Here is a 19,909-nt window from a genome sequence, read left to right as displayed (position 1 = left end):
CCGTGGGAGGACGACATGGAGAAGCGCAGGCTGGGCCGGATCGGCCACCCCACGAGCGTGCTGGTCTACGGGGCGGCCGCCCTCGGCGAGGTCTCCCAACAGGTCGCGGACGAGTCCCTGGCACAGGCGCTGGCCGCCGGCATCAACCACCTCGACACGGCCGCGTCCTACGGCCACGCGGAGGAGCGGATGGGACCCACGGTGGCCCGCGTCCGCGAGCAGGTGTTCCTGGCCACGAAGTCGACCGAGCGTCGCGCGGAGGACGCCTGGCGCGAGCTCAACCGCTCCCTCGAACGACTGCGCACCGACCACATCGACCTGTGGCAGGTGCACGCCGTTTGCGACCTCGCCGAGCTCGACGCCGTCTTCGCGCCCGGCGGCGCGATCGAGGCGTTCGTGCGCGCCAAGGAGGAGGGCATCGTGAGCTGGGTGGGCATCACCGGCCACACCGAACAGGCCCCGGTGGTGCACGCCGAGGCGCTGCGCCGCCACGACTTCGACTCCGTCCTGACCCCGGTGAACTACCAGCTCTACACCGCCGACGCCGTGTTCCGGGACCACTTCGACACGCTGTACGCCCTCGTGCAGGAGCGGGACGTGGCGCTGCGCACCATCAAGGCGATCGCGCGCCGGCCGTGGACGGGTGAGCACCGGCTCGCCACCTGGTACGAGCCGTTCACCGAGGCGGCGGACATCCGCGCGGCGATCTCCTGGGTGCTCGGCACCTTCACCGGGATCGCCGGCCTGGCGACCGCGGGAGAGACGACCCTGCTGGGCAGGGCCGTCGATGCCGAGGCGCACCGGATGGACCCGTCGGAAGCTGCGGAACACCTGGCCCGGATCGAGGACTACCGGACGATCTTCGTGTAGTCGCGGCCGGGGGTGGCGCGCGCCGGGGGACGCGGCAATAGGTTGGACGCATGCGTGTACTCGTTGCTGACCAGTTCGAACAATCGGGGATCGACGGCCTGACCGCTGCGGGCTGCGAGGTGGTGTACGCGCCCACCCTGAAGGACCAGGCCCTGGTCGAGGCCGTCGCCGCCCAGGCGCCCGAGGTGCTGGTGGTGCGGAGCACCAAGGTCCCTGAGGAGGTGCTGGCCGCCGGACCGCTCGCCCTGGTCGTCCGCGCGGGCGCCGGCTACAACACCATCGACGTAGCGGCTGCCTCACGGCTCGGCATCTACGTGTCCAACTGCCCCGGCAAGAACTCCGTCGCGGTGGCCGAGCTCGCGTTCGGCCTCATCTGCGCGCTCGACCGCCGGATCGTCGACAACACCGTCGACCTGCGCGCGGGCACCTGGAACAAGGCCGAGTACGGCCGGGCGCGCGGCCTCCACGGCCGGACCCTTGGCCTGATCGGCCTGGGCGCGATCGGCCGGGAGATGATCCCCAGGGCCCGGGGGTTCGGCATGCCGGTGGTGGCCTGGAGCCGCAGCCTGACCGAGGAGCGGGCCGCCGGCCTCGGGATCCGCCGGGCGGCGTCACCGGAGGAGGTCGCCACCCTCGCCGACGTGGTCAGCGTCCACGTCGCCCTCGACGCCACCACCCGTGGTCTTCTGGGCGGCTCCTTCTTCGCAGCCATGAAGGACGGCGCCACCTTCGTCAACACCTCCCGCGGCGAGATCGTGGACGAGCGCGCGCTGGTCGAGGCCATCAGGACCAGGGGCCTGCGCGCCGGCCTCGACGTCTTCGCCAACGAGCCGTCCGCAGGCACCGGCGAGTTCGTCACCGAGGTCGCCACCCTGCCCGGCGTGTACGGCACCCACCACATCGGGGCGTCCACCGATCAGGCGCAGGAGGCCATCGCTGCCGAAGCGGTGCGCATCGTGAAGGTGTTCGCGGAGACGGGGACCGTGCCGAACGTGGTGAACCTCGCGAAGAAGACCCCCGCGACCTCCTCGATCGTCGTGCGCCACATCGACCGGCCCGGCATCCTCGCCCACACCCTGGACGTCATCAGCACTGCCGGGATCAACGTCCAGGAGATGGAGAACATCGTGTTCGACGGCGCGCTGGCTGCGGTGGCCCGGATCAACGTCGAGGGTGTCGTCGAGGAGTCGCTGCTGGAGCGGATCCGGGCCTACGACGCCGTCATCGACGTCCACGTGATCGGGTTGTGAGCCAGCGGTCCTCGCCCGACGTCCGCCACCAGGGTCAGGCGGGCAGGACCCCGTCCAGCCAGGCCTCGATCATCCTGCGGGCGATCGACGTGAACGGCGGCAGCCCGACCTCGCCCACGGCCATCGCACGGCGCAGGTCCTCGCGGGTGAACCAGCGTGCGGCCTCGATCTCGCCCTCGGCCGCGACGGGCTCGGCCCGGCCGGCCCGCGCGAGGAAGCCGACCATCAGCGAGCGCGGGAACGGCCACGGCTGGGAGCCCAGGTAGGTGACGCCGGTCAGCTCGAGGCCCACCTCCTCGGCCATCTCCCGGTGCACGGCCTGCTCCAGCGACTCGCCCATCTCCACGAAGCCGGCGAACACCGAGTGCCGGCCGGGGGCCCAGCTCGGCTGCCGACCCAGCAGCAGCCGGTCGTCGGGATCGACCATCGCGACGATCACCGCCGGGTCGGTGCGCGGGAACTGCTCGACGCCGCAGGTGGAGCACTGGCGGGCGAGGCCACCGCGCACCACCCGGGTGGTTCCCCCGCACGCCGGGCAGAACCGGCTGCCGGCGTGCCAGGTGGCGAGGCCGACGCCGGTGAACGCCACCTCGAGCATGACGGCCGGCAGGGCGTCCATCACGGTGCGCAGGGGGACGAGGCCGTCCTCGCCGGCACCGGTGGTGACGAACCAGGGACGCTGGTCCAGATGGCCGAGCAGGTAGTGTCGCTCGGCATCGAAGGCGCCCTCGACGGCCCGGGTGACCAGCAGCCCGTCCCGGTCGACCTCGATGCTGCCGATCCCGACCCGCACCGCCACCGCCTCCGGGTGCTCCCAGGCGGCCTCCAGCCAGCCCGGCGCCCCGCGCTGTTCCGCACCGCGGTCGACCGCGCTCCCGACCCTCCAGTCCATCACGTGGCAAGGCTAATCGAGCCGGGGACGGCGGCCATCAACGCTTCCAGCTGCGGGCGATCCGGCAGCCGTCCGGGACGCACCACCTCTGCGGTGTGCAGGTCGTAGAAGACCGCGTCCACCGCGTCGACGTCCAGCCCGTGCAGCTCCGCCCAGGCCAGCCGGTAGCACGCGAGCTGGAGCGGGTCGGCGCGCCGGGCATCCCCGGTCTTCCAGTCGACCACCTGCGGACGGCCGTCCGGCCCGCCGAACACCGCGTCGATGCGCCCGCGCACCAGGCGGCCCCCGAGTACCAGAGTGAAGGGCGTCTCGACGGCCAGCGGCACGGCGGACGCGTAGGGACCGGCCTCGAAGCCCGTCCGCAGCTGGTCGAAGTCCTGCCCGGCCAGCTCGGCCTCCACCTCACCGTCCAGCAGGGGTGACTGGGTGCGGAACCGGTGCTCGAGCCACTGGTGGAAGCCGATGCCCCAGCGCTGCGCGTCGCTGACCAGCCGGGGCATCGGGCGCCGCAGCTCCGCCGCGTAGCCTGAAGGGTCCTTGGCCAGCCGCCCCAGGCCGGTCACGGAGAGGTGCTCGGGAAGGCGCGCGGTGGCCCGCTCCCGAGCCGCCTCGAGCTCGGCCTCCACCAGCGCGTCCGCCCGACGGCGCCACGCCGCCACCTGCGCCTCCTGGTCGAGGTCCAGTTCCGGGCCGGACGGACCCCCGACGGCCCGTCCGCCGCGCGCCAGCGCCACCTCCTCCGCAGCCTCACGCCGCACCCGCCACGCCTCCGTGTCGCCCACGGCCGGCCAGGACGCGACCGCGCCCTCCCCAAGCAGCGGGTTCTGGGCAGGCACCTCCTCGGCGAGCGACACCGACTGGGCGTGCTCGCACAGCACGGTGACGTAGTCCGAGGGCTGGCGCGGCTTCACCAGGCCCGGCCCCCAGACGTGCGTCGAGGCGATCAGCAGCTGCCGGGCACGCGTGACCGCGACGTACGCCAGACGGTCCTCGCCCAGCCGCTGCTGCCCGGTGAGCGCCTCGCCGAAGGCCGCCATCGCCTGGTGGTCGACCGTGCCGAGGCGCGGCAGGGCGTCCGCGTCACCGCGCAGCGGGTACGGCAGCGTCGAGGCGCTGCGCAGCCAGTTCCCGGTGACCCGGTCGGTGGGGAACACGTCCATCGCGAGGCCGGGGACGAACACCGCATCCCACTCCAGGCCCTTGGCCTTGTGGACGGTGAGCACCTTCACCGAGTCGGACGCGGACACGACAGCCTGTTCCAGGCCGGTGCCGTACTCCCGCTCCGCGTCGAGGTAGGCCAGAAGTCCGGACAGCGACGCGTCGGCGTCGATGTCGGTGTAGTCGGCGACGGCCTGGACGAAGGTGTCCAGCGGGGCGCTTCCCCCGACGCTGAGGGCCTCCAGCTCCACCGCGAGGCCCAGGACGGCGATCACCCGCTGCACCAGTTCGGTCACGGCGTCCCCCGCGTGCCGCCGCAACTGGCCCAGCTCGGCGGTGAAGGCGGCGAAGCGGTTCCGGGCGTCCCCGTGGTAGGCCAGCGCGCCGGGGTCGGCGAGCGCCTCGAGCAGGCTCGGTACCGAGGCCGGGTCGGTGCCCACCAGGGCGGCGTCGACGGCGGGCGCATCGGTGCCCGGTCCTCCGGCGCCACCGGAGGTTCCGCGGGCCGCGGCGAGCTCCCGCGCGCGCCGTCCGAGCAGCGCGAGGTCGGGGATGCCGATCGCCCACCGCGGCGAGGTGAGCAGCCGCAGTACCGCCGGATTGGCCGTCGCGTCGTCGAGCAGGGTGAGCGTGGCGACGACGTCTGCGATCGGCGGCAGTTCGAGCAGGCCACCCAGGCCCACGATCTCCGCGGGAATGTCGCGCGAGACCAGCTCGGCGTACACGTCGGCCACCTGCGTGTTGCGCCTGGCCAGCACGGCGACCTGCGACCAGGCCGGCACCGCTCCCGTGCCGTGGAGCTCTGCGACCCGGTCGGCGATCGCGGTGACCTCCTCCGGCCAGGTCGCGTGGCCGGTGACCTCCACCCGGCCCGGGGGCGTCCCGGGTGGCGCGACCAGGTCGAGGTCCAGGCCGTGCGCCACCAGCGCCGGTTCGGCGCGGGCCGGCCCCGCCAGCCGGTTGGCCGCGTCCAGAACCCGCTGCCCGCTGCGGCGGTTCACCGTCAGCGCGTAGCTGGTGGCCGGGGTCCCGTCCGTGGTCGGGAACTGGTGTGCGAAGTCCAGGATGTTGGACGCCGCCGCGCCCCGCCACCCGTAGATCGCCTGGCACGGGTCACCCACAGCCGTCACCGCGTGCCCGCGTCCCAACGCCACGTCCGGGCCGGAGAACAGGCCGCGCAGGAGGGTCGCCTGGGCCGCCGAGGTGTCCTGGTACTCGTCCAGCAGGACGACGCGGAACTCGCGCCGCAGTGCCTGGGGCACCGCGGGCACCTCGGTGGCCAGCCGCGCGGCCGCGGCCATCTGGTCGGCGAACTCCACGTAGCCCAGCTCTGCCTTCAGTTCCTCGTAGCGCACCACGAGCGTCGCCAGCTCGAGGCGCTCGGCCATGGCTGCGCGGGCGGTCTGCACGGCGGCGTACACCTGCCCGCGCGGGTTGCGGGGCGCGTGCTGGAGTGCCTCCTCGAACCGCAGCGCGTGCTCGGCGAGGTCGCCGGGCTCCACCAGGTGCGAGCGGAGCTCCGAGGACAGTTCGAGCAGCCGCTGCGTGACGGTGGCCGGACGCAGCCGGGCGAGCTCGCCCAACCCGGGGGTGTCCGCCACGACCCTCGCGGCGAGGCGGTAGCGCGCCGCCCCGGTGATCATCCGGGCGTCGCCCTCGATGCCCAGCATCAGCCCGTGCTCGGCCACCAGCCGTCCCGCGAAGGCGTCGTAGGTGAGGATCAGCTCCTCGCCGGCCTCCTGGTCGTCGCCGAGCACGCCGGCCCGCTGGAGCGCCCGCCGGACCCGCAGGCCGAGCTCCCCCGCGGCCTTGCGGGTGAAGGTCAGTCCCAGGACCTCCTCGGGCCGCACCTGGCCGGATCCGACAAGCCACACCACCCGGGCGGCCATCACCGTGGTCTTGCCCGAGCCCGCGCCGGCGATGATCACGGCCGGTTCCAGCGGCGCGGTGATCGCGGAGAGCTGCTGGTCGGAGAAGGGGATGCCGAGCGCGTCGGCGAGCTGACCCGGGTCGGTGAGCCTCATCGCAGCACCTGCCCCCCGCGCGGCGAGGCCGGGCAGCTCGTGGCGAAGGCGCAACTGCGGCAGTGCCCGCCCGGCGTGGCCGGGAACGCCCCTTCGGCGACCACCCGCGCTGCGGTGGCGATGCGGTGGTGCACCCAGCTCGGGTACTCCTCCTCCGCAGGATCGGCCCCCAGGTACGGGGCGGCGGCCAGCGACGCCTGGCCGAACTCCCGCGGGAGGTCCTCGGGACGGTCGGGCAGTCGCAGGTACACCGCCGCCGCGCCGTCGGGACGGGTGTGGCCGGGTGCCACGTCGTCGAACCCGCCCGCGGCGACCGCCAGCTGGTAGATGCCGAGCTGCTCGAGCCCGGCGATCGACGCCTTGGTCGGCACCGCCCGCGAGGTCTTGAAGTCGACCACCCTCAGCCCCTCGCCGGTGGCCTCCAGCCAGTCGACCTTGCCGTCGAGCACCACCTCGAGGTCGTCGACCGACAGCCGCAGCGCGAACGGGACCTCCACCCCCACCAGGTCGGCCCGCCGCACCCGCCGCCAGGAAAGGAACCGGGCGAGGCCGAGCTCCACCTCGACGCGCTCGGTGGCGGAAAGCCAGGCGGCCTCGAACCTCAGCCGGTGCCAGACGCGGTCGAGCTGGTCGCGAAGCTCGGCCAGGCCCCACTCCTCCTGCACGGCCCGCTGGACGAGCAGGTGGATCAGCGAACCCAGGGACGCCGCCAGCCCCGGCTCGCCCTCCCCCCGCGCCTCGCGGGAAAGGAAGTAGCGGCGCGGGCAGGTCAGCACGCCGGTCACCTGGCTGGGGCTCAGTCTCACCTGGGCCCCCGGCGCCAGGGGCCGGGGAGCGCAGCTCAGCTCCCGCACCCCCCACCAGCCGGACGGGTCTGCCGCGGGCACCAGCGGGCGCCCGGCCCGGTCGGTGGCGTCGGCCAGCCGGGCCAGCTCGCCGGCCGCGGCGCGGCGCAGGCCGACCGGCGTGGCCGGGTCGGTGGCGTGGCGGCGCAGCTCGGCGGCCAGCCCGGGCAGCGTGAGCGGCGTGCGCCCGCGCTGCGGCGCGCGTGGCTCCACCCCCAGTTCGGCGAGGAACCGGGACGGGCTGTCGGCCTCGCCTTCGGTGCCCGCCGCTGCCGTCACCACCAGTCGCCGCCGCGCCCGCGAGCAGGCCAGGTGGAACAGCCGGCGCTCCGCGGCCAGCAGGTCGCGGTGGTCGGTGACACCCTCCAGCCCGGCGGAGGTGAGGGACGCCGCGTCGAGCACGGTACTCACCCGGCGTCCGGCCGGCCACACGCCCTCCTGCGCCCCGGCGACCACCACCAGCTCCCACTCGCGCCCCCGCGCCCGGTGGGCGGTGAGCACCTGGACCCCCCGGCGCCGAAGCCGGGCCTCGCGCTCGTGGTCGGCGGGGATCTGCTGGCCCGCCAGCTCGGCGAGGAACGCCCGGACGCCGGCCACCCCGCCCCGCCGGTCGGCCTCCGCCGCGGTGTCGAAGAAGGCGCAGAGCGCGTCCAGGTCCGCGTCCGCCCTGCTGCCCAGCGCTCCCCCGGAGGCGGACTCCCTGCGCAACTGCGCCGGCCAGCCCGTGCCCTGCCACAGCGTCCACGCCACGAGGTCGACCGGCGCCCCTGCTGCCACCCTGGCCGCGGCCTGCCCCAGCACGCCGCGCAGGGTGCGCAGACGCTCGACGTCGGCACCGGGTTCTGCCTCGTCGAGCCAGCCCGGCTCGTTCAGCGCGGCGGCCAGCTGCTCGGCGAGGGTGACCGGCACGGGGTCCGGCCGCCCCTGCCGCCACTGGCGGGCCAGCCGCCGGAGCCCGAGCGCGTCGAAGCCCGCCAGCGGGGAGGTCAGCAGGCGCACAGCCTCATCCGGCGCGACCCGGCCGGCGGCCGTGACCGACAGCGCCAGCAGCAGCGGCCGCACGGCCGGGGCCTGGGCCAGCGGGATCTCGTCCCCTGCGACCTCGACCGGGATGCCCGCCGCGGCCAGCGAGCGGACGATGGGACCGAGCTGCCGCCGCCCCGACCGCACCAGGACGGCCATCTCGCCGTAGGCGACCCGGTCGTCCAGGCGGGCCCGCCGCAGTTCCGCGGCGATGGCCGCCGCCTGCTCGGCCTCCCCCGGGCAGGCCAGCACCACCACGTCGCCGTCCGGCCCGCCGGCCGCCGGCGGCACCGGTGTCGTCCCGGCCGGTCGGGGCAGCCGGGCGCGCACGCCCGCGACCGCTGCGGCGATCCCGGGTCCGAACCGGTGCCCGGTGGCGAGCTCGCGGCGCTGCGCCGGCGCGTCCGGACGGGAGAAGAAGCGCTCGAAGTCGGCCACCGCCCGGGGGCTCGCCCCGCGGAAGGTCGAGCTCACGCTGTCGGGGTCCGCGACGGCCAGGACGGGCGCGCCCCCACCGGCGAGCGCGGCGACCAGCCCGATCTGCGCCGGATCGAGCTCGGCGTAGTCGTCCACGAGGACGGCGCCGATGCCGTCGGTGACCGCGGCGTGCACCTCGACGTCGGTGAGCAGCAGGCGGACGCGGTGCACCAGCTCGGCGTAGTCGAGCACGCCCTCCGCGTCGAGCACGTCGAGGTACTCCCCGAAGAACCTGCCCAGCGCCGTCCACTCGGGGCGGCCCGCGCCCTCGCCGAACCCGACGAGGTCCTCCGGCTCGAGCCCGAGCTGCCGGGCCCGCGCGAGCGCCCCGCGGACCTGCGCTGCGAAGCCTCGGGTGCCGAGCGCGTGGCGCAGCCCGTCCGGCCAGGCCCGGGGGCCGGCGCCGGCGAGGAGTTCCCGCACCCGGTACTCCTGCTCGGGCGCGGCCAGGAGCCGGAGGTCGGGCCGGCCAGCGAAGCGCTGCCACAGGCTGCGGCACAGCGCGTGCACGGTGGTGACCGCCGGCTGCCACGATCCCGGGCCCAGTGCCGCCGCCACGGTGTTGCGCAGCGCGCCGGCCGCCGTCCGGCTGCCGGCCAGCACCAGCGGGTCGGCGCCGCCGGCCCGGGAGCGCTCCACGGCGGCGTGCGCGAGCAGCGTGGTCTTGCCGGTGCCGGGGCCCCCCAGCACCAGCAGCGGCCCGTCCCAGGCGCCGAGAACGGCGGCCTGTTCCGGGCTGAGGTCTGGCAGGACGGTCACGCGGACCATGCAACCACCTGCCGCCGACACCCGCGAGACGCCCTGCCCGTCAGGGTTGCCCCCGGCTGCCCCCGGAACGGTCGCGACGGGTGCGCCGACAGGCGCGCCGACGTCGGCCGTGACGGCTAGATTGGGGGCCAACGCCCACGACTCGAGAGGTCCGTCGATGACCACACCCGCGCAGCCGTCCAGCCAGGGCCAGGCGGTCCAGCTCGCGCCCCCGGAGATGCTCAACCTGACCCCGCCCGCGGCACCCGCTGTGGTGACCGCCACGCAGGCGCCCGCGATGGCGCCGCAGGTGCAGGAGGCACAGGTCCCGGTGCTGGACGCGAAGGTCGCCGAGTTCCTGACCGCGCTGAACTCCACCGAGGAGAACTCGCCCACCTTCTCTGCGCAGGCCGATGCGGTGCGCAGCATGGGGGACGCCGACATCCGCAAGGCTGCGGAGACGTCCAACCGCCTGCTCCAGACCCCGGTGCGCGCCATCGAGGCCGGCGGGCTGGCGGACACCTCGAAGGTCGGCAAGACCCTCCTCGAACTGCGCCGCACCGTCGAGGACCTCGACCCCGCGCAGGCGCGCGGTAGCAAGGGCTTCCTGTCCAAGCTCGGCTGGGGCAAGGGCGTCACGGACTACTTCCGCAAGTACCAGAGCTCGCAGGACCACTTGAACGGCATCCTGCACGCGCTCCGCTCCGGCCAGGACGAACTGACCAAGGACAACGTCGCGCTCAACATGGAGAAGCAGAACCTGTGGACCGTGATGGGCCGGCTCAACCAGTACGTGTACATCGCCGAGCGCCTGGACGCGAAGCTGTCGGCGCAGATCGCCGAGCTCGAGCTCGCCGACCCGGAGAAGGCCAAGGCGATGAACCAGGACGTCCTGTTCTACGTCCGGCAGAAGCACCAGGACCTGCTCACCCAGCTCGCGGTGTCGATCCAGAGCTACCTCGCGATCGACATCATCATCAAGAACAACGTCGAGCTGATCAAGGGCGTCGACCGGGCGTCCACGACCACGGTCTCCGCGCTGCGCACGGCGGTGATCGTCGCCCAGGCGCTCGGCAACCAGAAGCTGGTCCTCGACCAGATCACGGCGCTGAACACCACCACCTCGGAGATGATCCAGCGCACCTCGGAGATGCTCAAGGAGAACTCCGCGCAGATCCAGGAGCAGGCGGCGTCCTCGACGATCGGCATCGAGCAGCTCCAGGCGGCGTTCGCCAACATCTACGCGACGATGGACTCCATCGACCAGTTCAAGGTGAAGGCCCTGGACACCATGGCGGCCACCATCGGCACGCTCGAGACCGAGGTCGCCAAGAGCAAGGCCTACCTCGACCGGGTCGCGCAACAGGACTCCCGCGCCTCGCAGCTGCCGTCGATCTCGATCGATCGCTGAGGGCGGTAGATGGGCTTCTGGGACAGGGTCCTCGGACGCGCGGAGCAGCCGGTCGCGCCACCCGAAGGCGCGACCGCGACGGCTCCGACGGCCGCCGACATCGGCACCTCGCTCGACGACGTGGAACGCCTCGTCGCCGACCCCGCGGTGCCGGGGGTCGTGCGCGCCCGCGCGCTGCGCGTGACCACGACGGTGCGCAAGACCCTGCCCCGGCTCGACCTGCTCGGACTCGGGAGCTACGACTCCTACTCCGTGGTGGCCACGGCCACCGACTACCTGCCGGAGGCGATCGGGGCCTACCTCCGGCTCCCCCGCGACTGGGCCGACTCCCGCCCTGTGGACGGGGGGAAGACCTCGCTGCTGCTGCTGGTCGACCAGCTCGACCTGCTCGCGGTGACGATGGACGCGATCTATGACGCCGCCAACACCACCGACGCCGCGGCCCTGGTGAGCCACGGGCGCTTCCTCCAGGAGCGCTTCGGCCACGCCCAGGCCCCCGAACTCAACCTGAACGTCCCCTCGCAGCAGCCGGTGCCGCCGGCCACGACCCCGGGAGAGGCATGACCACGCCGACGCTGTCCGACGCCCTGGCCGCCCTGTCCCGGGCTGCCGTCGCCGCGGGCCTGGACCCGCACGCCGCGGCCGAGGAGGGCCTCGTGCTGTCTGCCGCCGTGGCCGAGTCCAACCGCGGGGCGTTCCTGGACTGGTGCCGCGAGGTCGGCGTCGACAGCTCCGCGGAGGCGTTCATGGACGCCGCCGTGCGTGGGCGCCGCTTCCGGCGGGCTCCCACCCCGCTGGCCAGCCAGGCGGCCGTCTCCTCCGGTCCCCACGCCGCCGGGTACGCGCGCGCACTGGCCGACGTGTGCCACGCCGCCGCGACGCTGGGCGAGCCCGGCCCGTCCGCCCTCGGCGCGGCGAGCCTCGCCGCGGCCGCGCAACTTCCCGGCGTCCACCACGCGCCGACGCTGCCCTCCTCGCCCGACCAGGACGCCGCCCAGCGCGAGTTCGTGCGGCAGGCCCCGGCGATCCTCACCGACGTGCTGGCGCGCCTGCGCGCGAGCCAGGACAGCCTTCTCGACGTGACCCGCCTCGACCCGGCGGCCGGCGGCGCCTTCCCCGGCCTGGGCGGCGTGGCGTTCCCGACGCCGTCGCTCCCCGCCGTCCCGCCCCCGCCGGCCGGTGCCACGCCGCAGGCCGCCGACCCGGCGGCCACCACCACCGCGCCTCCCCTCGCGGCCGAGGAGGCGGCAGAGCCGGCCTCGCCCCCAGAACCCGAGAAGACCGTCGAAGAATGGCTCGCCGAGCTCGACGAGCTCATCGGGCTCGCCAGGGTGAAGTCCGAGATCCGCCGCCAGACGGCCATCCTGAGGGTGGACGCGCTGCGCACCAAGGCGGGCCTGAAGAGCCCGACGATCACCCGTCACCTGATCTTCACCGGCAACCCGGGCACCGGGAAGACGACGGTGGCCCGCCTCGTGGCCGGCATCTACAAGTCGATCGGCCTGCTCAGCAAGGGCCAGCTGGTGGAGGTCGACCGGTCCGAGCTGGTCGCCGGCTACCTCGGCCAGACCGCCATCAAGACCGCAGAGGTGGCCGCGAAGGCCTACGGCGGCGTGCTGTTCATCGACGAGGCGTACTCGCTCAACGGCGACCAGTACGGCGAGGAGGCCATCAACACCCTGGTCAAGGAGATGGAGGACCACCGCGACGACCTGGTCGTGATCGTCGCCGGGTACCCGGTGCCGATGGAGGTCTTCATCTCGAACAACCCGGGGCTCGCGAGCCGCTTCCGCACGACGATCACCTTCGACGACTACACCGACGACGAGCTGCGCGACATCTTCGGCTCGATGTCCGCCAAGTCCGACTACGACCTGGGCGACGGGGTGCTGGACGAGTTCAGCAGGCAGCTTGCCGAGCAGGTGCGGGACGAGAACTTCGGCAACGGCCGCTACGCGCGCAACCTTCTCGAGGCGGCCATCGGGCGGCACGCCTGGCGCTTGCGCGAGGTGGACGAGCCGACACTGGAACAGCTGCGGACCCTGCTGCCGGAAGACCTCGTCGACCCGGACCGGCCGTCGGTCACGCCGGCCACGCTGGTGCCCCCGGAGGACGCCGAACCGGTCGGGCCGGTCGAGTTCCCGGCGGCGCCCACGGAGTCGTCGTGACCACGTCCGCGCCGCCACGCACGTCGCTGCCGTCGGCCGGCGTCCCGACGCCGGCACCGAGCCGCTCGCCGCAACTGCTGCGCAGGCTCCAGCTCGTCGTCGCGCTGGTGCTCGTGCTGGCGGGCGGCCTTGCCGCGTGGATGATCCAGGACCTGCGGTCCGACCTCGCGACCACCCCGGAACTGGCGCAGCAGTACGCGCGCCTGGGCGACGTCCGCCACCAGCTCAACACCGCGGCGACCGAGGCCGCGCGCGGAGCGCTGCTGGGCGAGCCCGCGGCCGGCACGCACTCCGCGGCGGCCGGCGAGGCGGTGGCGACGGCGGCCGGCCTGCTCGTCGAGGCCGCCCAGGCGCGGCCGCAGGACGCCGACCTGCTCTCCGAGGCCGGCCAGGGCGTGGTGCGCTACGGCAAGGCCCTCGCCGCGGCCGCCGGCAACCCGCGCGCGAAGGCCGTCCCGCTGCTCGCCGCTGCCGACGTCCAGCTGGACACGGTGCTGGACGGGATCGGGGCGCTCCAGCAGCGCCTCGGCGATGAGGCGACCGTGCGTCCGGCCGGCCTCAACGCCGTGCTCGCCTGGCTGCCAGGGCTCGCGCTCCTCGCGGTCGTCGTGTGGGCGAGCTGGCTGGTCGCCCGGCTGAGCCACCGGGTGCTCAATGTGGGCCTGGTCGGGTCCGGGATCGCCGTCGTGGTGGTGCTCGCCCTCGCGCTCGGCGCGCAGTCGGCGGCGGCCAAGGCGTCCGAGGTCGCGCGGGGGACGCAGTTCGGGCACATCGTGCAGGTGGCCACGGCCGTCGACGAGCTCGACCGTGCCCAGCGGGTCCTCACCACCGGCGTCCTGCGGCACGAGTGGACCGCCGACTCCCAGACGGCGCTCGACGAGGCCACGTCCGCGGCCTCCGATGCCGCGGCGAGCGAGGACCTCCCCAGCCTCAAGGCCTTCCGGACAGCCTCCACCACGATCGTCGGAGCGCTCCGCGACGGCGACTGGACGACGGCGACCGCGACCGTCACCGCCGGCGACGAGGAGTCGCTCGCCGGGGCGACGGAGGGGTTCCTCGACAGCGCGGCGAAGAAGACGGCGGCAGCGGTCGAGCGCGCCGCGGCCGCCCCCGAGTCCGCCGGCACCGAACTGGCGATCCAGCTGGTCGCGGCCGTCGCGGTCGCCCTCGCCGGGGCGTTCCTCGGCGTCCTCGGGCTCGGCCGACGCCTCCAGGAGTACCGGTGAGCACCACGTCCCCCGCGGCCCCCGGACAGCTCGGAGTCGCCGCCCGCCCCAACGACCTGCTGGAGTACCTCGGGCGCCTCGAGACCTGGCTGGCGGTGCGCCGGGCCGAGCTCGACGCCCTGGACGAGCAGATCGTCGGCTCCGGCCGCCAGGCGGAACTCACCGGCGACATGGCCCTGGCGCTGGCCCTGTGGCAGGCGGCCAAGACCCGGCAGAACCTGCTGCTCGCCACCTGGGACTCCGGGCGCGTCGGCCAGCAGGAACTCGAACGGCTCTCGGCCCTGATCTGGGGACGGCTGGACACCGCCGGCAGCCAGGTCGCCCAGCTCCAGTCGATGGCGGTGTCGCTGCCGGAGGCCGGACGCCTGTGCGACGCCCTGGTGGCACAGCTGCGCACGCGGCTGAACACGGACCCCAACGCCGAGCAGCAGCAGATCCGGCTGCGCGGCCTGCGGGCGCAGCTCGAGCGCATCCGCGACCAGGCGGCCCTCGAGCCGCCGGCCCTCGCCCCGGCCGCGCAGGCACGCCTCGCCGGGCTGGCCGCCCGCACCCAGGACCTGACGGACAAGCGCACCCGCGGCGGCGACATCGGCGGGTTGCTCGGCACCCTCGAGATCGACGCCGCGCGCCTGGAACGTGACCTCATCGTGGGTTCCGCCCAGCGCCGCGAGGCGCGCGACCTGCTGACCCGCGCCCGCGAGGAGCTGGCCGACGTCACCGCGCGCGAGCAGGCGGTCCGCGCCCTGGCCGCCCAGGTCGCCGCGTCGGTGTGGCCGGCACCGCAGACCCCACTGCCGAGCGCGGCCAGCCTGGGCCCCGTGCCCAACACCCGCACCGCCCTTGTCGGCTACGTGGAGGGGCTGGGACGCGTGGCGGCGCAGCTGGCAGAGATCCAGTCCGCCCTCGGCGGCGCCCTCGCCGGCCGCGACGCCGCCGCGTCCCTGCTGGGCGCACTCCAGGCCAAGGCGGCAGCCCTGGGCGTGGCCGGGCATCCCGACCTCGCCGAGCTGGGCGCGCTCGCCGGTCGTCGCCTCGCCGCCACCCCGGTCGTCCTGCCGGTGGTGCAGCAGGTGCTCGCCGCCTACTCCGCCCAGCTCGACCACCTTTCGCGGGGGCGGTCGTGAAGTGCCGCCAGCCGGGCTGCACCGGCACGATCGTCGACGGCTACTGCGACGTCTGTGGCATGCCGGGCTCGACCATGCCCGTCGGGATGGCCGTGCCGGGCACGCGTCCGTCCAGCCGGCCGTCCGGCAACTGCCGCCAGCCGGGCTGTCCGGGCCACATCGTGGACGGCTACTGCGACGTCTGCGGCTCGCCCGACATCGATCCCACGCCGGTGCTGCCACCGGCCGGTGCACGCTCGACCGTGACCCGCACCTCGATCCACCTCGGCTCCACCGCCCTGGGCTCGGCGCGGGCCACGTCGTTCGGCGGTCGTCCCACCCGGCACAGCAGCGCGGAGCGCCTGACCACCGGGCGCATCGGCGCCGGGCTGACGCGGGTGCCGCCGGCGCCGGCGATCGACCCGGCCAAGGCGGTCCTGGCCCGGGCGGAGGTGCCGCTGGACGCCCGGGTGTGCCCGCGCTGCGGCGCGAAGGTCGGCCAGGGCGGCGACAAGGTCGAGTCGCGCTCTGAGGGCTTCTGCCCGGCGTGCGGCGCCCCCTACTCGTTCACCGTGAAGCTTCGGGCCGGGGACGTCGTGGCCAACCAGTACGAGGTGGTGGGCGCGCTCGCACACGGCGGCATGGGCTGGATCTACCTGGCCAAGGACCGCAACGTGTCCGGGCGGTGGGTGGTGCTCAAGGGCCTGCTGAACACCGGTGACAAGGACGCCCTGGCGGCCGCCATCGGCGAGCAGCGTTTTCTCGCCCGGGTGGAGCACCCGCAGATCGTCGAGATCTACAACTTCGTCACCCACGACGACGCCGGCTACATCGTGATGGAGTACGTCGGCGGGCGGTCGCTGAAGCAGCTGCTCAAGCAGCGCATGACCACCAACGGCGGTGTCGCCGACCCGCTACCCGTCGACCAGGCCCTGGCGTTCCTGATCGAGATCCTCCCGGCCCTGGGCTACCTGCACGAGCTGGGCCTGCTGTACTGCGACTTCAAGCCCGAGAACGTCATCCAGGTCGGCGACTCCCTCAAGCTCATCGACCTCGGCGGCGTCCGCCACATCGGCGACGACGACTCGGCCATCTACGGCACGGTGGGCTTCCAGGCACCCGAGGTCGCCACGCTCGGCCCGTCCGTCGCCTCGGACATCTTCACCGTCGGGCGCACCCTGATGGTGCTCAGCGCGGAGGTTCCCGGCTACCAGGGCGAGTACGAGTTCCGGATCCCGCCGGCGGAGGAGCTCCCGGCCATCGCCGCGCACGACTCGCTGTACCGGCTGCTGCTGAAGTGCTGCGCGCCCGACCCGAACGACCGGTTCACCTCGGCCGAGGAACTGCGGCTCCAGATGCTGGGGGTCCTTCGCGAGGTGGTGGCTGCCGCGACGCCGGGGGTGGCCACGACGGCGTCCGCGTCGGTGCTGTTCGAGGCTCCGACGGTCGCCGGTGAGCGGAACCAGCGGCAGCTGCCACGCCTGCGGCCGGACTCGACCGACCCCCAGGCGGGCTGGCTGTCGCGGATCAGCGCGGACGACCCCGTCCAGCGGCTGGAGGCGCTGGCGACCCCTCCGGCGGTCTCCGCTCAGGTGCTGCTGGCCCGTGGCGAGGCCGCGCTGGACGCGGGGAACCCGAAGCTGGTCGACGAATGCGTCCACCGGTTGCTGACCAACGACCCGTGGGAGTGGCGCGCGGTCTGGCTGGCGGGCCTGCGGGCGCTCCAGGACCGGGACTACACGACAGCCCAGAGCTCGTTCAACGCGGTCTACGGGCAGGTCCCCGGGGAACTCGCCCCCAAGCTCGCGCTCGCCCTGGCCTGTGAGCTCGGCGGCGAGTACGACATCGCAGAGGACCTGTACCGGATCTGCGCGAACACCGACGCCAACTACGTGACGCCGGCGGCGTTCGGTCTGGCCCGCGTGCGGGCGGCCCGCAACGACCTGCCCGGCTCCCTCGCTGCCCTGGAGCTCGTGCCGAGCACCTCGCGGGGGTACCCCGAGTCGCAACGACTGAAGGCACAGCACCTGGTGACCCTCGCCACCGACGCGTCCGGGCTGGACGAGGCGTTCTCGGCGATCACCCAGGCGCGTCTGGACCCGCTGGCGGAGGCGCAGTACCGCGCCCTGCTCTACGACCGGGCGATGGCGCTGGCGCAGAAGGGCCCGCTGCACCTGGGCAATCGCACCATGACGCCGCCCATGGTGCGTGACGAGCTGGTGGCCGCCTATCTCCAGCTCGGCAGGCTCACCGAGAGCCCGGAGCTGCGTGCCGGCTACGTCGACCTCGCCAACTCCCTGCGTCCCTGGAGCCTGCTGTGAGCGATCTCGAACCCGCCGGCCCGACCCCCGACCAGCCCGCCTGCCCCGCCTGCGGCCGCCCGATCGATCCCTCGGCGTGGTTCTGCGAGGCCTGCGGTTCCCCGCTGGTGCCGACGGCCCCGCCCCCGCCGCCTCCCGCGCCGGCCGCGGACGCCCCGTCCACGCAGACCCGGCGCCTCGGCGTCCGCGCCAGCCAGGTGGCCAGCTGTGCGTCCTGCGGCGGGACGATCGGCGCGGACGGCTACTGCCAGACCTGCGGCGCGAAGGCGCCCAGCCCCCGCGACCACTACACCGACTCCCCCGCGGACTGGGTGGGCGGGGTCTGCGACCGGAGCCTTCAGCACCACCGCAACGAGGACGCGATGGCCCTGTGGGCCGGGGACGACCGCGCGGTGCTCGTGGTCTGCGACGGCGTGTCCACCAGCGTCGACTCCGACGTCGCCTCCCAGGCGGCGGCCGAGCGCGCCCGCGACGTCCTGGCAGCACTCGCCTCCGCCGGGGGCGTCCCGACCGGTGACGACTGGGCCCGGGCGCTGGTCGAGGCCACCGAGAGCGCGAACCGCGCGGTGGTCGAGACCACGGCCCCCGACAGCGCGAACGCCGCGTCGGCCACCCTGGCCGCGGCCGTGGTCGTCGGCGACACCGTCCACTTCGCCAACATCGGCGACTCCCGGGTCTACCTGCTGGGGGCGGACGAGCGGGTCCTGCTCAGCGTGGACGACTCGATGGCCCAGGCGTTCATCGCGGAGGGCATGCCCCGCGCGGAGGCGGAGGCCCTGCCCCGCGCCCACGCCATCACCAAATGGCTGGGACGGGACGCGCCCGACATCGTGCCGCGCACCGGTGCACATCGCGTGACCGCGGCGGGCTGGCTGCTGGTGTGCTCCGACGGCCTGTGGAACTACGCGTCCACCCCCGACGAGCTGGCCCGGCAGCTGGACGACGCGGCCGCCGGCGGTGGCGGGCCGGCGGCCGTCGCGCAGCGCCTCCTGGAGTGGGCGAACTCCCGGGGCGGCCAGGACAACGTCACCGTCGCTCTCGCCCGCGTCCCCGCACCGGCGGTTAGTCTGGGAGCGGCCCCCACCGAACCACAGAACGGAGCACACCGCGAGCATGGCTGAGTTCACCTCCGCGGTCTACCAGAACGAGTTCCTGCCCGACGGCGGGACCGACGTCAACGCGATCGTCACCATCCGCTGCAGCGGCGCCGGCTCCGCCGGCCGCACGGGCAGCGGAGACGCCGGCGAGATCATCGTGGTGGACACCTCCGGCTCGATGGGCGTCGCGAACATGAATGCCGCGAAGCAGGCGGCGATGGTCGCCCTCGACCACATCCTGGACGGCACGTTCTTCGCCGTCGTCGCGGGCAACCACAAGGCCTACCTCGCCTACCCGATGGTGCAGACCGGCGCCGGCATGGTCCGCATGGACGCCCGCACCCGCGCGGAGGCCCGGCGCCAGATCAGCTTCTTCCGCGCCGAGGGCGGAACGGCGATGGGCACCTGGCTGAACCTCTGCAAGGCACTGTTCGCCTCGATCGGCAACCTCGCCCAGAAGCACGTGATCCTGCTGACCGACGGCGAGAACCACAACGAGACCGCCCAGCAGCTCGACCAGGCGATCATCAACTGCGCCGGCGACTTCCAGGTGGACGCACGCGGCGTCGGCGTCGACTGGAAGGTCGCCGAGATCCGCAAGATCGCCCAGGCGATGCTCGGTACCGTCGACATCATCGGCGACCCGTCCCAGATGGGGGCCGTCTTCGCCGAGCTGATGCGCAACTCGATGGCCCGCGGCGTGGCCAACGCCGACCTGCGCGTGTGGATCCCGCAGGGTGCGCAGGTGATGTTCATCCGCCAGGTCTCCCCCACCGTCGAGGACCTCACCCACCGCGGCACCCCGGTGAACCAGCTCACGATGAGCTACCCGACCGGTGCGTGGGCGGACGAGGAGCGCGACTACCACATCGCCGTCCGGCTGGCCGCGAAGTCGGTCGGCCAGGAGCAGCTCGCCGCGCGGGTGCAGCTCGCCGTCGGCGCGGAACTGCTCACCCAGGGCCTGGTCAAGGCCAAGTGGTCCTCCGACACCAACCTGACCGCACAGATCAACCCCGAGGTGGCGCACTACACCGGGCAGGCCGAGCTGGCGCAGGTGATCCAGGAGGGCCTCGCTGCGAAGGCCGTCGGTGACGAGGCGACCGCGACCACCAAGCTGGGGCGCGCCGTCCAGCTGGCGACCGAGACCGGCAATGTCGAGGCGACCTCGAAACTCCGGAAGGTCGTGGACATCGCCGACGCCCGGACGGGTACGGTGAGGCTCAAGAAGGCTGTGGACAAGGCGGACGAGATGGCCCTGGACACGGCGTCCACGAAGACCACGCGAATCAGGGGCTGA

The 19,909-nt window shown here is 74.0% G+C and carries 13 protein-coding genes; 10 read left to right on the top strand and 3 right to left on the bottom strand.

Annotated elements, in window-relative coordinates:
- The first annotated feature begins 15 nt into the window (after positions 1-15).
- On the top strand, positions 16-870 hold the full coding sequence (locus ACFQQJ_RS13910; RefSeq protein WP_377107304.1) for an aldo/keto reductase: 855 nt from the start codon (positions 16-18) through the stop codon (positions 868-870).
- A 50-nt stretch (positions 871-920) separates the two neighbouring features.
- Positions 921-2,120, top strand: a complete 1,200-nt coding sequence (locus tag ACFQQJ_RS13905; protein WP_377107303.1) for an NAD(P)-dependent oxidoreductase — start codon at positions 921-923, stop codon at positions 2,118-2,120.
- A gap of 34 nt (positions 2,121-2,154) precedes the next feature.
- Here ACFQQJ_RS13905 and nudC read toward each other — a convergent pair whose 3' ends face one another.
- The 3 genes from nudC to ACFQQJ_RS13890 are packed head-to-tail and all read right to left on the bottom strand — an operon-like array spanning position 2,155 to position 9,298.
- On the bottom strand, positions 2,155-3,012 hold the full coding sequence (gene nudC, locus ACFQQJ_RS13900; protein WP_377107521.1) for an NAD(+) diphosphatase: 858 nt from the start codon (positions 3,010-3,012) through the stop codon (positions 2,155-2,157).
- Positions 3,012-6,194 carry a UvrD-helicase domain-containing protein gene (locus ACFQQJ_RS13895; RefSeq protein ID WP_377107302.1) on the bottom strand — a complete coding sequence of 1,061 codons (3,183 nt, stop codon included), beginning with the start codon at positions 6,192-6,194 and terminating at the stop codon, positions 3,012-3,014. The genes nudC and ACFQQJ_RS13895 overlap by 1 nt, the downstream gene beginning before the upstream one ends.
- On the bottom strand, positions 6,191-9,298 hold the full coding sequence (locus tag ACFQQJ_RS13890; protein ID WP_377107300.1) for an ATP-dependent helicase: 3,108 nt from the start codon (positions 9,296-9,298) through the stop codon (positions 6,191-6,193). The genes ACFQQJ_RS13895 and ACFQQJ_RS13890 overlap by 4 nt, the downstream gene beginning before the upstream one ends.
- Positions 9,299-9,464: 166 nt before the next feature.
- Between ACFQQJ_RS13890 and ACFQQJ_RS13885 the strand changes: the two genes are divergently transcribed.
- From ACFQQJ_RS13885 to ACFQQJ_RS13850, 8 genes are read left to right on the top strand one after another with little or no spacing between them, the layout of a single operon-like run.
- On the top strand, positions 9,465-10,697 hold the full coding sequence (locus ACFQQJ_RS13885) for a toxic anion resistance protein (protein ID WP_377107299.1): 1,233 nt from the start codon (positions 9,465-9,467) through the stop codon (positions 10,695-10,697).
- Between the two features lie 9 nt (positions 10,698-10,706).
- Positions 10,707-11,261 (top strand): hypothetical protein, encoded by a 555-nt coding sequence (locus ACFQQJ_RS13880; RefSeq protein ID WP_377107298.1) that lies wholly within the window; start codon positions 10,707-10,709, stop codon positions 11,259-11,261.
- Positions 11,258-12,865, top strand: a complete 1,608-nt coding sequence (locus tag ACFQQJ_RS13875) for an AAA family ATPase (protein WP_377107296.1) — start codon at positions 11,258-11,260, stop codon at positions 12,863-12,865. The genes ACFQQJ_RS13880 and ACFQQJ_RS13875 overlap by 4 nt, the downstream gene beginning before the upstream one ends.
- Positions 12,862-14,091, top strand: coding sequence for a hypothetical protein (locus ACFQQJ_RS13870; protein ID WP_377107295.1), 1,230 nt, complete (start codon positions 12,862-12,864; stop codon positions 14,089-14,091). The genes ACFQQJ_RS13875 and ACFQQJ_RS13870 overlap by 4 nt, the downstream gene beginning before the upstream one ends.
- The gene (locus ACFQQJ_RS13865; RefSeq protein WP_377107294.1) at positions 14,088-15,215 is read left to right on the top strand and encodes a hypothetical protein; all 1,128 of its coding nucleotides are present in this window, start codon (positions 14,088-14,090) and stop codon (positions 15,213-15,215) included. Before ACFQQJ_RS13870 ends, ACFQQJ_RS13865 begins: the two co-directional genes overlap by 4 nt.
- A complete protein-coding gene (locus tag ACFQQJ_RS13860; protein WP_377107293.1) occupies positions 15,212-17,515 on the top strand; it encodes a tetratricopeptide repeat protein in 2,304 nt (767 codons plus the stop codon). The genes ACFQQJ_RS13865 and ACFQQJ_RS13860 overlap by 4 nt, the downstream gene beginning before the upstream one ends.
- Positions 17,512-18,636: a PP2C family serine/threonine-protein phosphatase gene (locus tag ACFQQJ_RS13855; RefSeq protein ID WP_377107292.1), complete on the top strand. Its 1,125-nt coding sequence runs from the start codon at positions 17,512-17,514 to the stop codon at positions 18,634-18,636. Before ACFQQJ_RS13860 ends, ACFQQJ_RS13855 begins: the two co-directional genes overlap by 4 nt.
- Positions 18,629-19,909, top strand: coding sequence for a VWA domain-containing protein (locus tag ACFQQJ_RS13850; protein ID WP_377107291.1), 1,281 nt, complete (start codon positions 18,629-18,631; stop codon positions 19,907-19,909). Before ACFQQJ_RS13855 ends, ACFQQJ_RS13850 begins: the two co-directional genes overlap by 8 nt.

This window comes from Propionicimonas sp. T2.31MG-18 (assembly GCF_964266745.1).
In the GTDB taxonomy this organism is placed as follows: domain Bacteria; phylum Actinomycetota; class Actinomycetes; order Propionibacteriales; family Propionibacteriaceae; genus Propionicimonas.
The sequence above is the reverse complement of the archived record's forward strand: the minus strand, read 5'-3'. Positions and strand labels throughout refer to the sequence as shown.

Bases quoted from the DNA above. Each gene is read 5' to 3' on its own strand.
- ACFQQJ_RS13905 (WP_377107303.1), top strand. From the start codon at position 921: ATGCGTGTACTCGTTGCTGACCAGTTCGAACAATCGGGGATCGACGGC.
- ACFQQJ_RS13885 (WP_377107299.1), top strand. From the start codon at position 9,465: ATGACCACACCCGCGCAGCCGTCCAGCCAGGGCCAGGCGGTCCAGCTC.
- ACFQQJ_RS13875 (WP_377107296.1), top strand. From the start codon at position 11,258: ATGACCACGCCGACGCTGTCCGACGCCCTGGCCGCCCTGTCCCGGGCT.
- ACFQQJ_RS13910 (WP_377107304.1), top strand. From the start codon at position 16: ATGGAGAAGCGCAGGCTGGGCCGGATCGGCCACCCCACGAGCGTGCTG.
- ACFQQJ_RS13895 (WP_377107302.1), bottom strand. From the start codon at position 6,194: ATGAGGCTCACCGACCCGGGTCAGCTCGCCGACGCGCTCGGCATCCCC.
- ACFQQJ_RS13880 (WP_377107298.1), top strand. From the start codon at position 10,707: ATGGGCTTCTGGGACAGGGTCCTCGGACGCGCGGAGCAGCCGGTCGCG.
- ACFQQJ_RS13850 (WP_377107291.1), top strand. From the start codon at position 18,629: ATGGCTGAGTTCACCTCCGCGGTCTACCAGAACGAGTTCCTGCCCGAC.
- nudC (WP_377107521.1), bottom strand. From the start codon at position 3,012: ATGGACTGGAGGGTCGGGAGCGCGGTCGACCGCGGTGCGGAACAGCGC.